Origin of the sequence: Zhongshania guokunii, assembly GCF_040892635.1 — a bacterium.
GTDB classification, from domain to species: domain Bacteria; phylum Pseudomonadota; class Gammaproteobacteria; order Pseudomonadales; family Spongiibacteraceae; genus Spongiibacter; species Spongiibacter guokunii.
In genome coordinates, this window is record NZ_JBFRYA010000002.1 from 150,706 (window position 1) to 164,730 (window position 14,025).

General features: G+C 51.1%; 16 protein-coding genes. 15 read left to right on the forward strand and 1 reads right to left on the reverse strand.

Annotated elements, in window-relative coordinates:
- Positions 1-8: 8 nt before the first annotated feature.
- The 3 genes from AB4876_RS03315 to AB4876_RS03325 are packed head-to-tail and all read left to right on the forward strand — an operon-like array spanning position 9 to position 3,424.
- Positions 9-1,373 (forward strand): NAD(P)/FAD-dependent oxidoreductase, encoded by a 1,365-nt coding sequence (locus tag AB4876_RS03315; RefSeq protein ID WP_368380222.1) that lies wholly within the window; start codon positions 9-11, stop codon positions 1,371-1,373.
- Positions 1,370-2,155 (forward strand): DUF1365 domain-containing protein, encoded by a 786-nt coding sequence (locus tag AB4876_RS03320; RefSeq protein ID WP_368380223.1) that lies wholly within the window; start codon positions 1,370-1,372, stop codon positions 2,153-2,155. Before AB4876_RS03315 ends, AB4876_RS03320 begins: the two co-directional genes overlap by 4 nt.
- A 27-nt stretch (positions 2,156-2,182) precedes the next feature.
- Positions 2,183-3,424 carry a class I SAM-dependent methyltransferase gene (locus AB4876_RS03325; RefSeq protein WP_368380224.1) on the forward strand — a complete coding sequence of 414 codons (1,242 nt, stop codon included), beginning with the start codon at positions 2,183-2,185 and terminating at the stop codon, positions 3,422-3,424.
- Positions 3,425-3,480: 56 nt separating this feature from the next.
- On the opposite strand, the gene AB4876_RS03330 is transcribed toward AB4876_RS03325, so the two are convergent.
- The gene (locus AB4876_RS03330; RefSeq protein WP_368380225.1) at positions 3,481-4,569 is read right to left on the reverse strand and encodes a ketoacyl-ACP synthase III; all 1,089 of its coding nucleotides are present in this window, start codon (positions 4,567-4,569) and stop codon (positions 3,481-3,483) included.
- A 251-nt stretch (positions 4,570-4,820) separates the two neighbouring features.
- On the opposite strand from AB4876_RS03330, the gene AB4876_RS03335 reads away from it, so the two are divergent.
- From AB4876_RS03335 to AB4876_RS03390, 12 genes are all read left to right on the forward strand, one after another.
- Positions 4,821-5,399 carry a TetR/AcrR family transcriptional regulator gene (locus AB4876_RS03335; RefSeq protein WP_368380226.1) on the forward strand — a complete coding sequence of 193 codons (579 nt, stop codon included), beginning with the start codon at positions 4,821-4,823 and terminating at the stop codon, positions 5,397-5,399.
- 269 nt (positions 5,400-5,668) lie between these two features.
- Positions 5,669-5,860, forward strand: coding sequence for a hypothetical protein (locus tag AB4876_RS03340; RefSeq protein ID WP_368380227.1), 192 nt, complete (start codon positions 5,669-5,671; stop codon positions 5,858-5,860).
- Positions 5,861-5,986: 126 nt separating this feature from the next.
- Entirely contained in the window at positions 5,987-6,172 is a 186-nt protein-coding gene (locus AB4876_RS03345) for a hypothetical protein (RefSeq protein WP_368380228.1), read from the forward strand.
- 262 nt (positions 6,173-6,434) lie between these two features.
- Positions 6,435-6,614 carry a hypothetical protein gene (locus AB4876_RS03350; RefSeq protein ID WP_368380229.1) on the forward strand — a complete coding sequence of 60 codons (180 nt, stop codon included), beginning with the start codon at positions 6,435-6,437 and terminating at the stop codon, positions 6,612-6,614.
- A 27-nt stretch (positions 6,615-6,641) separates the two neighbouring features.
- Complete coding sequence (gene yrfG, locus AB4876_RS03355; protein ID WP_368380230.1) at positions 6,642-7,319, forward strand: GMP/IMP nucleotidase; 678 nt, start codon at positions 6,642-6,644, stop codon at positions 7,317-7,319.
- Entirely contained in the window at positions 7,312-7,713 is a 402-nt protein-coding gene (hslR, locus tag AB4876_RS03360) for a ribosome-associated heat shock protein Hsp15 (protein ID WP_368380231.1), read from the forward strand. The genes yrfG and hslR overlap by 8 nt, the downstream gene beginning before the upstream one ends.
- An 84-nt stretch (positions 7,714-7,797) precedes the next feature.
- Positions 7,798-8,649, forward strand: coding sequence for an Hsp33 family molecular chaperone HslO (hslO, locus tag AB4876_RS03365; RefSeq protein ID WP_368380232.1), 852 nt, complete (start codon positions 7,798-7,800; stop codon positions 8,647-8,649).
- An 82-nt stretch (positions 8,650-8,731) separates the two neighbouring features.
- On the forward strand, positions 8,732-10,384 hold the full coding sequence (locus tag AB4876_RS03370; RefSeq protein ID WP_368380233.1) for a phosphoenolpyruvate carboxykinase: 1,653 nt from the start codon (positions 8,732-8,734) through the stop codon (positions 10,382-10,384).
- A 151-nt stretch (positions 10,385-10,535) separates the two neighbouring features.
- Positions 10,536-11,732, forward strand: coding sequence for a class I SAM-dependent methyltransferase (locus tag AB4876_RS03375; protein WP_368380234.1), 1,197 nt, complete (start codon positions 10,536-10,538; stop codon positions 11,730-11,732).
- A gap of 269 nt (positions 11,733-12,001) precedes the next feature.
- The gene (locus AB4876_RS03380) at positions 12,002-12,478 is read left to right on the forward strand and encodes a hypothetical protein (RefSeq protein WP_368380235.1); all 477 of its coding nucleotides are present in this window, start codon (positions 12,002-12,004) and stop codon (positions 12,476-12,478) included.
- A 181-nt stretch (positions 12,479-12,659) separates the two neighbouring features.
- Entirely contained in the window at positions 12,660-13,145 is a 486-nt protein-coding gene (locus tag AB4876_RS03385; RefSeq protein WP_368380236.1) for a phasin family protein, read from the forward strand.
- A 145-nt stretch (positions 13,146-13,290) separates the two neighbouring features.
- Entirely contained in the window at positions 13,291-13,932 is a 642-nt protein-coding gene (locus AB4876_RS03390) for a TetR/AcrR family transcriptional regulator (protein WP_368380237.1), read from the forward strand.
- The last annotated feature ends 93 nt before the right edge of the window (positions 13,933-14,025 follow it).

Genomic DNA, 14,025 nt, shown 5'->3' on the forward strand with positions numbered 1-14,025 from the left:
AAATCATTATGCAAACACCAATAAAATCAGCAGTAACGGCAGCAGCACCATTGAAAATTGCTGTCATCGGGTCCGGCATATCAGGCTTGAGCAGCGCTTGGCTGCTCGGTAAGCAACACCAAGTTACCCTATTTGAGCAGGACTCTCGCTTAGGCGGCCACAGCAACACCGTCGACATTCTCACTAGTGCCGGCACCATTGCCGTCGATACCGGATTCATCGTTTTTAACGAGCGCTGCTACCCCAATCTGGTTGCACTATTTAAACATTTGGGAGTTCGCTACCAAGGCACCGACATGTCCTTTGGTGTGTCTTTAAATAAAGGCCAACTTGAGTACAGTGGTTCAAACTCTATCGCCACCATGTTCGCCCAAAAACGCAATATATTCCGGCCCCGCTTCTGGGGCATGATTAAAGACTTACTGCGTTTCTATAAGCAAAGCGCTGGCTGGCTAGAAACCCTTCCTGCCGAATTGTCCCTTGGCGAATTACTGCGCCAAGAGAAGTTTGGGCCCGGCTTTTGTGAAGACCACCTACTGCCTATGAGCGCCGCGATTTGGTCTACCCCCATTGAGAAAATGCTCGCCTACCCAGCCAAAACCTTTTTGCGCTTTTGCGATAATCACGGCCTTTTACAGGTCAATGAGCGTCCCCAGTGGCAAACCGTGAACAACGGCTCGCGGGAGTACATAAAGCGAATGACCAGCGACTTTGGCGGCACTATTAAGCTGAATTGCGGTATTAGCAAAGTGCACCGCGCCAGCGACCACGTTACGCTTATTGATGAACACGGCGAGAGTCACCGCTTTGACCACGTAGTGATGGCGGGCCATGCAGATCAGTCGCTGGCTCTGCTTGACGAGCCCAGTCAAGCAGAAAGCAGTTTACTTGGCGCCTTTGCCTACGAGAATAACGAAGCCGTGCTGCACCGCGATGAAAGTTTAATGCCCAAGCGCTGCGAGGTGTGGTCGAGCTGGAATTACCTCGCCGACACCAAGCAAAAAAGCAAAAAAGTGTCGGTCAGTTACTGGATGAACTTACTTCAGCATCTACCTTGCCAAGAATCGATTTTGCTGACCCTAAATCCGCTTACTGAGCCGCGTAAAGATCAGGTTTACCGCCGCTTTAACTACCAACACCCGGTCTTCAACGAGGCCTCTCTCAACGCCCAGCAGCATCTTTGGGAACTACAGGGCCAGCGCCGCACGTGGTTCTGTGGCAGCTATTTTGGCTATGGCTTCCATGAAGACGGCATTCAATCTGGCTTGGCGGTGGCCGAGCAACTGGGCAATACCGTGCGACCGTGGATTGTGCCCAATGCCAGTGGCCGCATTCATCTGAGCACTAAGCCGGTGATCGATAATGCCGCGTGAGCGCTGAGTTGCGCACCGCGATTTATCGCGGCGAAGTTCGCCACCAGCGCTTAGCGCCGCTGAGCCACCGCTTTGCCTACCGAATTAGCAGTTTTCTGTTTGACCTAGACGAGCTAGACCAAGCGGCAAGCCATTGCCGCTGGTTTTCGGTGAATCGCTTTAATTTATTTAGCTTCCATTTTAAAGATGTCGGCAATGGCAGCGGCGAAACTCCCCGCTGCTACCTTGAACGCAGCCTTAAAACCCAAGGCATAACAGACACTCTCGCCAACGCCAGCCTGCTTTGCTACCCCCGAATTTTAGGCTATACCTTTAATCCGCTGAGCGTCTATTACTGTTATAACGAGCAACAGCAATTGTTTGCCGTTCTATATGAGGTAAGCAATACCTTTAAGCAGCGGCACAGCTATTTGTTTACGGTGCCCGAGGCTGAACGAAAACTAGCTACTATTCATCAGCAGTGCGATAAAAATTTTTATGTATCGCCATTTAATGGCATGACGATGCGCTATAAATTTAGGCTTCTGCAGCCTCAAGATAAGATCGGCATTAGCATTCGTGTCCAAGAGGGCGACAAAGACCTGCTTCACGCCGCATTTCAAGGCCAGCGCAAACCCTTTAACAATAGCGAATTGCTGCGCAACTTCTGCACGTTACCCTTTATGACCCTAAAAGTACTTGGCGGTATTCACTGGGAGGCACTAAAGTTATTTTGCCAAGGTTTGAAATTAGTCCCTCGGCCAGCTGAACCAAGTTCGTCACTCTCACGTATTGATAAATAAATATGCTGAATACGCAAAGGGTCTACTATGAAATCAGCTGCAGCTGACTTACAAAGCAATCTGGGTTCCGGCTGGTGGGCAAAACGCCAGCAGCAAATGCTCGCCAAAGTACTAGAACCATTATCCAAGGCGGCCAGAGGTGTACTGAGCCTAAACCTGCCCAACGGCAGCTGTATTGAATTTGGCGAACATCCCTGCGAGCGCTTAAATCCCGTATTGACCCTGCACAATTGGAAAGCAGTGCGCAAAGCCTTTACCGGCGGCTCGGTAGGCTGGAGCGAAGCCTATATGGACGGCGATTGGGACAGCCCCGATCTAGCTGTTTTGGTGGAGTGGATTGCCGTTAACGAAGCCTACTTTGACGGCATGCTCGACAGCGGTAAATTTGAAGGCGCCATCCAAAAATGGCGGCATCGCCGCAACGCCAATAGCAAGCGCGGCAGCCGCCGCAATATTAGCTACCACTACGACTTGGGCAACGAATTTTATGAGTGCTGGCTAGACCCCAGCATGACTTACTCTGCGGCCTACTACCGGGACGAGCAGCAAAGCCTCAATGACGCCCAGCACGCCAAATATCAACGACTCATCGACCTGCTCAACATCAAAGATGGCGACCGAGTTTTAGAAGTTGGCTGCGGCTGGGGTGGCTTTGCCGAGCAGCTTTGCCTGCAAAAAGCCGTTAAACTCCACGGCATCACCCTGTCGGAGCGCCAGCTGGAATACGCCAAGCAGCGGCTTAGCAAGCTGGAACTACGCGGTAGCGCCGAGTTCAGCCTTACGGATTACCGTGATACCAAGGGCCAATACGACCATATTGTGTCGATAGAAATGCTCGAGGCAGTCGGCGAGAAATATTGGCCAACCTATTTCGATACTCTGTACCAACGCCTCAAACCCGGTGGCAGCGCCGCAATTCAAATTATAACTATTGAAGAGGCCCGCTTTGCTGGCTATAGCGCCAACCCCGACTTTATTCAGACCTATATTTTTCCCGGCGGCATGTTGCCCAGCCCCGAGCGCTTCCGCGCCGAAGCGCAGACCGCGGGGCTAAAAATTAAAGATGAAGAGGCCTTTGGCTTGGGCTACGCCCGCACTCTGCACGAATGGGCAAAAAGCTTTAATCAACACTGGTCCGAGATTGCGCCTCTGGGCTTTGATCAGCGCTTTAAGCGGATGTGGAATTACTACCTCGGCTACTGCGAGGGTGGCTTTCGGGGCAAGTCGATTGATGTCTATCAGTTTGTGCTTGAAAAACCGCAGTGCTAAAAGTAAAAAGGGTCGCTTAACGACCCTTTTTACAGAACATGGTTTTGTTCAGACGATTAGCCCTTTGCCGCCACTGCAGCTCGACAACCCTCCACCCAGGGCTTAAGGAGATCCAAGGCCGTTTTATCGCTTGGGGGTAACTCTTCATCGCACACGCCAAGGGCGGTAACGCGCTCGCCCCATTTAATCACTGCCGCGCCCCAAGTTAGGCCCGCGCCGAAAGCCGCCGTTAAAACCCGATCGCCGGGCTTAATCCGCCCCTCTTCCAAGGCTTCACACAGTGCAATTGGCACCGTGGCCGCAGAAGTGTTGCCGTATTTTTCAATATTGACCACCACTTTTTCCGGCGGCGCCTTAAGACGCTTGGTCAAGGTTTCAATAATTCGAATATTTGCCTGATGGGGAACGAGCAAGTCGATTTGCTCTGCTTCCAGCGACAATTTCGTCAGTACATCCGTTATTGCGCCACCCATGCCCCGCACCGCACGTTTGAAAATTTCGGGGCCTTCAAAATTTACGTCAAAAAAGCCATCTACCTCAGTAAACCGCTCTCTGATTGTGCCGGCGTCTCTCGCCATTAGAATATCGCGATCTTCGCTGTCGCAGCCCAGTTTTTCAGCCAACAAACCGCATTCCGCATCGCTAGCTTCCAGCACTACCGCGCCGGCACCATCACCAAACAACACGCAAACATCACGCAGGGTGTAATCCAGAAAATAGGGGATTCGATCAGCACCAATTACCAGCACCTTTTTCATGGCGCCACTTCGAATCATGCCGGTGCCAATACTCAGGCCGTAAACAAAGCCGGTACAAGCGGCGTTGAGGTCGAATACCGCGGCGTTAACCGCACCCAAGCTCTGCTGCACTGCCGAGGCGGCGTTAGGAATCAAGGTATCTGCGCAGGCGGTGGCAAGAATGACCATATCTAGTTCCGCAGCATCTAAACCCGCCGCCGCCAAAGCCCGCTTGCCAGCCAGACTCGCAAGGGCTGCGGTAGAAACATGAGAGATTCTGCGTTCTTTTATGCCGGTTCGGCTAGAGATCCACTCATCTGATGTATCGAGAAACGTCATCAGATCTTGGTTACTTAAAACCGCTGGGGGCAAGCATTTTCCCCAGCCAGTAATATTTGCGTACTGCATCAAAACCTCTACAGGATTAGTAGTAGGCCGCATTATGCCCAGCAATGTTAGCAGTGTCACCCGCCTAAATAAGGCGTAATCTAGTGACATTTACTTGAACTTATGAAGTATCGCCGCCTCAAAACATTCGTGAAAAAGAGAGATATACGTACAATCCACTATGAAATTAGCGGCTTTTTACGCCATTCACAAGATTACAGCATGCTAAGATAGTGACAAATGGCAGGACGAAACACCTAAGAGCAAACGCTATGAAAACAAATAAACGATGGGGCAATGGAGCGCGGGTCGACGATCTCGATACCGGTAAGAAAATATTGCTCAAATCCGCCGTTGACTGTTTTATGACCAAGGGCATCAAGGCCACCACCATAGAAGACATTGCCAAAGTGGCCAATGTCACGCGCCGCACGGTGTACCGTTACTTTAACGGTAAATCCGACATTATTACCGCTTTGATCGACATAGAACGTCAACGAATGTTCCATAAAATCAAAGATATAGCTGTATTACACGACAACAACTTTCCGCTAATGTTAGAGGAATGCATTTGGTTTGCCGCTACCTACCGGCCACCAGAAGCAGGCAAGATCGATTTAGTCTCAGGTATAAATGCGGCCGAAGCATCGCCCCATATCGACACTGACGAATCTGACCAGCATTGGCGCGAACTGCTCAACGAGCCATTAAACGCCTATAACGCCCGCAATAAGCGCAGCGTAAAACTCGACGATTTAATCAAAGTCGTCGGGCGACTAGTCATCTCTTACCGCCAATTTCCCAGTACCAAAGAGCAATTTAAAGCAAGCATGCTCGCCCTTATGCTCTGAGGCCGCCAGGCCTCTCAGCCTAGGTCGCCACTTCAGCCCTAGGCTTTAAGCATTTCAAACTCTTTCTTAAATACTTAAGTCTCAGCAGATGCTAGGCGGCACTGAGCTACTGCCCTCAGGCGAGGACGTATTTGCACCACTCGCCACTAACAAAAAACGTTATTACACATATATGCCCATTCGTGTAGGGATAATTCCGCATGTGCTGCCAAGCCCCAAATCGCTAAAGTAGCTACATACAACAAACAACACGTTTCGGGGACAAGACCATGGCAACAGCGACTGCAGCACAGACAACCACACAGCCTGAAAACAACACTATTTTTGGTCAAAATATCTCGCGCCAAGCATCGTTAAGCCAAAACGGCCTAAAGCGCAGCGAATGGTGGTTGAACGTGAACTACGCAGAAACTATAGAAATTCATCACGCCGTGTCAGCATTGCAGCGACGTGCCAGCTAAGCACCGCTAACCCTAGTGTAAACACTCGGTAAGCGGCACTAAGTAAAGTCACCTATACTTAGTCATCTGGAAAAGTCGTATTTTAATCTAAGAGCGCATGAAGCCTCAGCTACGAGTCTTACCACGATGAAAGAGCCCGACGACAAGCCCCCCGCTAATACCCCATTCGAGCAAGTAGGTGAAAAGCCTACCTCAAAACGCCAGTTCGGTAGCCATCGCGGCGATTGGTGGTTAGATGTTAGCTACTCCGAAGACATCGACATGAATAAAGCGATAGACACCAAAGCTGCGCGAGAAAAGCTAAAACCCTAAACTAACTCACTCCCCAGTTTCAGGCCGCAATGAACAACAATATCGTTGCCCCGCCTAGCCGCCAAACATTGCCCCCCAATTTTGCGTTTCACCAGCGCCTTATCCGCCCTGCATTCAGTTCAGAAACCGTAACCAGTTCACAGTTTGAATACACAGGTTCACTCATTAGGGACTTTTCCCTATACTCCATTCTTGGCCCTGACAGTACCTTGATTACTCACTGAATTACGTCATTGAGCAATATCAACCGAGGGCGCCAAAAATGGCCACAGCACATAAGTCAGATAGCACTTTTTCCCAAGAAATTCGCCGTGGTGCGCGCACCATTAACCCCTACGGCAATAACCGCGCCGAGTGGTGGCTGAACGTTAATTACGCCGAAGTAATTGACATGCGCGATGCGGTCAATAGCAAACCCAATATGGCACGGGCGTCGAATTAATGCCGGTGCACTCAATACCGGTACACTATGATAAATTGGCAGGAAATTGACACCGTTCTTCTCGACATGGACGGCACCTTACTCGACTTACACTACGACAATTTTTTCTGGTCGCAACATCTCCCCAAGCGCTACGCTGAAATTCACGGTGGCGAACCAGAGCAAGTAGCACAAGACTTAATACAGCGCATTATGGCCGAGCGCGGCTCGCTAAATTGGTACTGCTTAGACTACTGGTCAGATCAGCTTAAGGTGGATATCGTCGCCCTCAAGCGTGAAGTTGCCCACTTAATTGCCCCTCACCCCAGCACCGCAGACTTCTTAAGCGCCCTAGACGCGAGTCACTGCGAAACCTGGCTGGTCACCAACGCCCACCGCGGCAGCTTAAATCTAAAATTAGAGCACACCGACCTAGCCCGTTGGATGCATAAAATTATCACCTCCCATGAACTCGCCAAGCCCAAAGAAGATCCTGAGTTTTGGCATCGGCTACAAAAGTACTGGGACTTTAATCCAGAGCGCACCCTACTCGTTGACGACACCGCCAGCGTGCTCGATTCCGCCGCAACATTCGGTATTCGCCATCTACTTACCCTGCGCCAGCCCGACAGCAAACAGCCCAGCCGCGAACAGTTGAGCTACCCTGCTATTCAACACTTTTCTGAAATACTCCCCATTCCCAAGCGGAGTATCGCCAATGACTGATAACCCAGCGGGTATTCGCCTCGACAAATGGCTGTGGGCCGCTCGCTTTTACAAAACCCGCAGCCTTGCCAAACAGGCCGTAGAAGGCGGCAAGGTTCACTACAACGGCGAGCGCTGCAAGGTAAGTAAAGAGGTGCAAGTAGGCGCAACACTCACTATTCGCTCGGGCTGGGACAATAAAGTAGTGGATGTAATCGCGCTATCAGGCCAGCGCCGCGGCGCTCCAGAGGCGGCACTACTCTACCGCGAGACCGAGGACAGCATTCGCGCCCGCGAACAAATCGCCGCCGACCGCAAAATACTCGGCGCGGCCGCCGGCCTCTTACACCCCGAGCGACCCAATAAAAAGCAGCGCCGCCAAATCCACCGCTTTAAAAATTTAAACGACGAGTAATTATTAGCGCCCACTCGGCCAAGACCCCACTCACCGTAAGCGCTATAATTGCCAGCTTCTTTTACCACGGACACCAGACCCGCCATGAGCGATACCATCAGCCGCTTTATTTTTGACAACAGCGATGTTCGCGGCGAGCATATTCGCTTAGAAAAAAGCTACCAAGATATTCTAAGTATTCATCACTACCCCCCAGGCGTCGCCAATTTACTGGGCGAATTCCTCGCAGCGGCGAGCTTGCTGAGCGCCACTATTAAATTTGAAGGTGCGCTGATACTGCAAGTACGCGGCGATGGTGAAATCCCGCTGATTATGGCCGAAGCCAACTCCAAGCAAGAGCTGCGCGCCATTGCTCGCGATGCCAACGAAGCGATGAGCACCGACTTCAAAACCCTGATAGGCAACGGGCAACTGGCCATGACCATCGCTCCGGACAACGGCAAACCCTATCAGGGCATTGTCAGCTTAGATGGCAATAGCCTCGCCCACTGCCTAGAAGCCTATTTCCAGCGCAGCGAGCAGCTCGCCACCCGAGTTTGGCTGTGCGCCAACGGCCAACACGCCAGCGGCTTGCTATTGCAACAATTGCCCAGCATCAAACCCGACCTAGATCGCTGGGAACACCTGAGTACCATTGCCCACACCATCAAAAATGACGAATTGCTCAATTTAGATGTCGAAACACTGCTCTATAGGCTCTACCACCAGGACGCCGTTCGCTTATTTGACAGCAAGCCAATGGTCGCCCGCTGTCGCTGCAGCCGCGAACGCGTCGCTCAAGCCCTTATATCTATCGGTAGAGAAGAGCTTGACGACATCCTTCTTGAGAAGGGCCAAATTGAGACGAATTGCGAATTTTGCAACCGCCTTTACCAATTTAACCGCAGCGATGTCGACGCCCTTTTTGAGCAAGGCAGCGACATTACCCGCCATTAATTTAAGCACCATATTTGGGCATACCTCTCAAACCGAGATTTATGCCCTCAAAGATTAGCGCTGCTTCAGGTTTTTTGTAATAATGGCGCCCCAAATTACCAGCCACTTTGGGGGTTCTCTTTCTTGCCCACCCCACAGCAACACCCAAGGCTGCTCTCAGGATTACGCGACAGGAAAACAGAGAATGAGTGCTGAAACGACGATTTACACAGATTTGACCCCCGCTCAATTAATTGAGCAAGCCCTGAGTCGCGGCGAAGGCCGTCTCGCCGACAGCGGCGCGCTGGTAGTTACCACCGGCAAGCGCACTGGCCGCTCACCTGGCGACCGCTATATCGTTCAAGAGCCCTCTACCTCTGACGCCATCGACTGGACCAGCGTAAACCGCCCCTTCGATGCCGCTAAATTCGACGCCCTGTGGAACCGAGTTGAAGACTACCTAGCCGATCACGACAGCTTTGTCTCCTCACTCCACGTTGGCGCCCACGAAGATCACTACATCCCAGTGGTAGTAAACACCCAGACTGCATGGCAGGGTTTGTTCGGCCGCAATATGTTTGTGCGTCCCGCTAAATACAACCCCAAGAGCAAAGAAGAGTGGACCATCCTCAACTGCGCGGGATTTGTTTGCCAGCCCGAGCGCGATGGCACCAACTCAGACGGCTGCGTCATCATCAATTTTGCCCAGCGCAAAGTACTGCTGGCTGGCATGCGCTACGCTGGTGAGATGAAAAAAGCGATGTTCTCTGTGCAGAATTTCCTGCTCCCCGAAAAAGACGTTATGCCTATGCACTGCTCGGCCAACGTCGACGAGTCTGGCCAAACCACCCTGTTTTTCGGCCTATCTGGCACTGGTAAAACCACTCTGTCTGCCGACCCAAGCTGCTACTTAATCGGTGACGACGAGCACGGCTGGGCAAAAGGCTCGGTATTCAATATTGAAGGCGGCTGCTACGCTAAAACCATCAACCTAAGCCAGAAAAACGAACCCATTATTTGGGACGCGATTCGTTTTGGCGCTATTGTTGAGAACGTGGTTATTGACGACCACACCCGCCACGCCGATTACGACGACACCAGCCTCACTGAAAATGGCCGCTGCTGCTACCCGCTGGAAAATGTAGAGAAGCGTGTTATTGAGAATGCCGCTGGCGAACCCAAAACCGTTATCTTCCTGACCTGCGACGTATCTGGCGTGATTCCGCCAATTTCAATTCTGTCTAAAGAAGCCGCGGCATTCCACTTCCTGAGCGGCTACACCGCACGGGTTGGCTCCACCGAGCTGGGCGCAGAAGCAGGTATTCACCCCACGTTCTCCACCTGCTTTGGCGCGCCCTTTATGCCTCGCCCAGCTGGCGACTACGCCGAGCTGTTGATGAAGCGTATCGACGACTTCGATTCACAGGTTTACCTGATCAACACTGGCTGGACCGGTGGTTCAGGCGCAGCTGGCGGCACTGGCTCACGATTCCCAATCCCAGTAACCCGCGCAGTCGTTGCTGCCGCCCAGAACGGCACTCTAATTGGCGCCGAAACTGAGCAACTGGAAGCGCTGAACCTGACTATCCCCAAAGCAATTCCCGGTGTTGATGACAAATACATCAACCCACGTAAGGCATGGGGCGATACTGCAGCCTACGATGCTGAAGCAACTAAGCTGGCTCGCCTCTTTCAAGAGAACATCAAGAAATTTGACGTTTCCGAGGCTATTGTTGCCGCAGGCCCTAAAGCCTAAATTCGGGCTGGAAAACAAAAAGGGCAGCTTAGCTGCCCTTTTTTATGTCACTAAACTTGCCTGACACCCCCATCCGGCCCACACTCACCACTCCCCAGCCTGCAAGGGCCCAGCCCTTCCAATTAGCTCGGCTTTTTACTGGATACGGCTAATGACCACAGACTCCTCGGCAGAACACACCGCAAGCTTTATCAAAGACTGCCAACAGGCTTTTCAAAATGGCCAATTGCAGCGCTTAGTACTATCTAAGTATCAGGGCGACGAACCCGAACTTAATCGCATCAGTGTGCGCCCAATAAACCTAAAGAACACTGAGCTACTGTCCTTCCTATACGAATACCGCAGTCGCCACGTCACTAAAAACATGAGTTTAGCGGATGCCGTGAGCTTACTGCATCGCTGGCTGGGCGGCGATTTCAACAACGCCCACATGATTAGCACAGACTGGGAAATACAACTGCGCTTTAGCAAAAAAGGCAAAGCCCTGCTCAATAAGCACCGTAATAAAAACGCCAATAGCCAAACCGAAACCCAGCTACACAACCGCGAAAAACGCCGCTTTGTAGAGCAGAGCCGGCCCTACCTCCAGGCGCTAGGCATCACCGACCAACAAGCCCACGTCATTCCCGCGATGTCCCGTAAATGGAAGCAGATAAACCGCTTCATCGAGGTACTGGCCGGCGCGATAAATGCCACCGGACTCGCCGACCAAAAACAGCTACATATTGCCGACTTTGGCTCTGGCAAGGCCTATCTCACGTTTGCGCTACACGACTATCTTCACGACCAGCTGCATATTCCCGCCCAGGTCACCGGCGTTGAATTGCGCCAAGAACTCGTTGATCTATGCAATAAAACTGCTACAAATTTAGCCTTGGATGGCATTAAATTTGAACAGGGCGACGTCCAACATTTTGCCGCCCAGCACATTAATGTCATGATAGCCCTACACGCCTGCGACACCGCGACCGACCACGCCATTCACATGGGCATTCGTAGCGGCGCCGACATAATCATGTGCTCACCCTGCTGCCACAAGCAAATTCGCCCCCAACTAAAGAGCCCCACCTTATTAGCGCCACTATTACAACATGGCATTCACCTTGGCCAAGAGGCCGAAATGCTCACCGACGGCCTACGCGCGCTACTACTGGAAGCTCACGGCTACGACACCAAGGTATTTGAATTTATTTCACTGGAGCACACTAGTAAAAATAAAATGATCCTCGCTCAAAAGCGGCGCCAGCCCCAAGACAGCACTGAAGTACTGCAACAGATTGCCGAAATTAAGACATTCTACGGAATTCAGGAACATTGCTTAGAGCGCTTACTGCAAGAAAGCGCATAAAGCTTAGAATAATGATGCAGTGCCGCTCGGCACATCGACACCCGACGCCCAGTGTACAAAGCCGAAGACAGCGTGTGTTCGCGTATCGGCGTCGTTAAGAAAACGACGAGTAAATAAGTTTAATGCACATAAAATAATGGCTTAGCGCAGTTTAGTATGTGCTTTCTAATTAAACACCGTATTCTGGCCCCAAGTCAGCGAGCCAATGCAGTTCTCGCCTGAATCGGGCTCACATAGCCCTTAAATTCTTTCCCAATGAGGACGTCATTATGACCGAAGCAAGTAAAATTGAAAAAGCCAACGCGCTGGCAAAAGAAGTATTTTTGGCCAATTTGGGTCTAGCTGGCAAAGTGTTTGAACAGAGCCAAGATCTGTTTAAGCAGACTGAAGCCAAGCTTAAAGAAACCGAAAGCAAATGCAAAGACGCTTACAGCAAGCGCAACGAATTTTTCGACAGCTTAGTTGTTCGCGGCGAAAAAGTACAAAGCGATGCCGTTTCTAAATTCGAGTCTAGCAAGACTCAGCTAACCAGCAAAATTGAAGGCAGCAAATCTACAGCCATTGCCAAGTTCAACGACAGCAAAGCTCAGGCACTGGCCAAGTTCGAAGAGCTTAAAAGCGAAAGCAACGCTGCCGTTGAAGGCCAGCTGAAAACTTTGCGCGAAGGCTTCGACAAAGTGAAGTCTAAAGTTTCTCGCGGTACGGCAGAAGTAAGTGAAGTTGTAGTAGAAGCCACCGCGTCGTAAGCATTCGACATCCGTTTTAGGGTGTCAAATCCTAGGTCTTTATCTCACCTATGCTTTTGCACGATGCGCCCTATGGCCATCGTGCTTTTTTCATACCTGAGATCAGATCATAGTTTCCGCACCGCAGGCATCGCTAGCGGCGCACAAGATTCAGTTATTTTATTTTGCAATGGAGAACGCCATGAGCAAAGACAGCAAAAAAAGTCTACAAGACCTTAAAGATGCAACCAACCAGGCAGGTGAAGTTGCTAAGAGTATTTGGCTTGCCGGACTTGGCGCCTATGGCCGCGCCTACGACGAAGCTCACGAAGCCCTAGAAAAAGCCAGTAAGGAAACCCCTAAATTGTTTACCGAATTGGTGGATAAGGGCAACCGCTTGGAAACTCAGGCCCGCGCTAAACTCGGCGAAGCAACAAACATCGGCAAAACTATCTCCATCGAAGAGCGCATCAGCAAAATGCGCGCTAGCCTTGGTTTTGGTCACACTGCTAGTGCCGACGATCTAAGCCGCCTAGAAAAGAAACTAGATGCGCTTAGCAAGAAAGTTGACAGCCTAAGCAAAGCGACCAAGCCCGCCGCTGAAGCTGCGCCTAAAGCTCCTGCAAAAGCGAAAGCAAAAGCACCACGCAAAGCACCTGTTAAAAAAGCGGCTGCCAAAGCAGAGTAAGAAAGTTTACGGGGAGGGTGGGCAACTCACCCTTCTCGTAAAGATTTAAATCTCGCGCTCGTCTTTTTACGCACTGACACTGCTGGACATCCGCGCAGGATTCATGGCACCTTGTGGCCTCGCTCACAGGAGTCTGTTATCTCGGATGAAAACCCGCGACAAAATTTTATTGCGTAGCCTCACGCTGTTTAATACCGACGGCGAACCGAATGTGACTGCCGTAGACATTGCCAACGAGCTAAACATTAGCCCCGGCAATCTTTACTACCACTTCCATGGCAAAGACGAAATCATCCCCGAGCTTTACGCTGCCTTTGAACTAGAACTTGTTGATATTCTCAGCGCGCCACTCGAAAAAACCCTCGGCGCCCAAGACGCGTGGTTTTATTTATATATCGTTTTTGAACACATATTTAACCATCGCTACCTCTACCGCAATCTCAACGACATTCTGCAACGTTACCCACAAATCGCTAAAAAGTTTTCGAAACTGCTCGAACTAAAAGTACAGGCAGCGCGCGCGGTTGCCCTAGAATTACGCAGCCAAAACTTTCTCGACCTCGACGATGCTCAACTTACTCGGCTCTGCGACAACATCGCCATGTCGCTAACCTTTTGGCTGAATTACAACCAACTGCGCGAGCGTCACACCAGTAATGAAATGATGATTCACCAAGGTGTATTCCAAATTATGTCGCTGATCACCCAGCATCTGCGCCCAGAATACCGTTACTTTTACGACGAGTGCTGCGCCTTGTTTGAGGCTTTAGTACAAAGTGAGGGCTAGTGTGCTCACGGCAAAATGCTTGACGGGAGATGGGAGACACTAATAAGTCAAACCAAAGCCCTGAATTAGCTTTGCGTCTTCCATCTCCCATCA